The following is a 1,557-nucleotide window of genomic DNA, read 5'->3' on the forward strand; positions in this document are numbered from 1 at the left end:
GCCGATGCCGATTCCGGCGACCGGTACCCGCTCGACCAGCCGGTGCACGCCGCACGAACGTCGGTCACCGTCACCACGGCCGCGGCGGACGCGCGCCACGGGACGGACACCACGGATTCCGCCGGGGACGTCGACGACGGCAACGCCGGAGAGGCCGACGAGGGCGACGAGGGTGACGAGGACGCCCCGGTCGGTGAGCCGGACCAGGATCCCGAACCCGACCCCGATTCCGAGCCTGACGACCCTGACCCGCCGGCGTCCGGTTCGCCCGGCGCCGAGGAGGACGAGGAGCAGGAGCCGTGGCCGCCCTGTTGCGAGGACGGGCCGCGTCCCCGGCGACGTCGTCGCCGGTCGACGCTCCGGTCTCGGCGGACGCGGTACCGGCGCCGCCGACCAGCAGGCCGGAGACCACCAGGCAGGCCGCTGCAGCGATACGCGCACGCCCACCCACGTCGTCACCACCCTCCGGCGGACACACCGCCATCTGACCCCGATGTGGACCGATTCTCGCACAATCGGGCCGTTTCGTTTGCTGGGAGTTCCAAACCGGTCGCCGACCGGGGCGCGAGGGCAACCCGGCCGCCGCGCAACGCTAATGTTGGTCACCATCGCCGCCGCATTCCGGCGGGGTGTGCCGATGACCTGACTGGGAGGACGCAGGGATGGGTCTGTTCAAGCGACGTAAATCCCGCGCCACCCGCAAGGCGGAGGCCCGCGCCATCAAGGCCAAGGCCAAGCTCGAAGCGAAGCTGTCGGCCAAGAACGAGGTCCGCCGGTTCAAAGCCGAGCAGAAGGCGCAGGCCCGCGCGCTCAGATCGCAGCTGAAGGCGCAGCGCGACAGCGACCGGGCCGCACTCAAGGTTGCCGAGACGCAGTTGAAAGCCGCCCGCGAGGGCAAGTTGTTCTCGCCCAGCCGGGTTCGCCGGGCGCTGACGGTCTCGCGCCTGCTTGCCCCCGTGGTGGTCCCGTTGGTGTACCGCGCGTCCATCTCGGCGCGCGGCCTGATCGACGAACGCCGCGCCGACAGGCTGGGTGTCCCGCTGAGCCAGCTCGGCCAGTTCTCGGGGCACGGCGCTCAACTGTCGGCCCGGATCGCCGGTGCGGAGCACTCGCTGCGCCTGATCGCCGACAAGAAGCCGAAGGACGCCGAGACCAAGCAGTTCGTCAGCGCGATCACCGAGCGCCTGACCGATCTCAGTGCCGCCGTGGCCGCGGCCGAGAACATGCCGTCGGCCCGCCGCCGCGCCGCCCGCGCCGCGATCGCCGAGCAGCTCGACGGCATCGACGCCGACCTGATGGCCCGTCTGGGCGTGGTCTGACCCGTTGTCCCGAGCCCCGGCGCGACTGCGCGGCGCGGCGTCAGGACTGCTGACGGCAGCCCTGACGCTGGCGGCGCACAGTGCCGGCGGCGGCGGCTTCCCGAGCGGGGCGCCGTCGGCTTGTGCACGGTCGACGTCGAGGCTCCCACAGTTGGCCATCACCACCCCGTTGTTTCTCAGCAGCTGTCCGCACTGGGCACCCCTCTCCCACCACACGATGGGGTTTCGAATAGACCCC

2 protein-coding genes are annotated in these 1,557 nt (G+C 71.7%); one reads left to right on the forward strand and one right to left on the reverse strand.

The features are described 5' to 3' along the window. A partial coding sequence (locus ASJ79_RS32730; RefSeq protein ID WP_197420354.1) for a hypothetical protein occupies nt 1-459 on the reverse strand: 459 nt, incomplete at its 3' end. Between the two features lie 203 nt (nt 460-662). Between ASJ79_RS32730 and ASJ79_RS24015 the strand changes: the two genes are divergently transcribed. Beyond that, nucleotides 663-1,319 (forward strand): DUF6474 family protein, encoded by a 657-nt coding sequence (locus tag ASJ79_RS24015; RefSeq protein ID WP_067960871.1) that lies wholly within the window; start codon nt 663-665, stop codon nt 1,317-1,319. Nucleotides 1,320-1,557: the final 238 nt, after the last annotated feature.

Source organism: Mycobacterium sp. NAZ190054 (genome assembly GCF_001545925.1).
Classification (GTDB): domain Bacteria; phylum Actinomycetota; class Actinomycetes; order Mycobacteriales; family Mycobacteriaceae; genus Mycobacterium.

What these genes read in the sequence shown, in the direction of transcription:
- ASJ79_RS24015 (WP_067960871.1), top strand. Translation starts at nt 663, where the DNA reads ATGGGTCTGTTCAAGCGACGTAAATCCCGCGCCACCCGCAAGGCGGAG.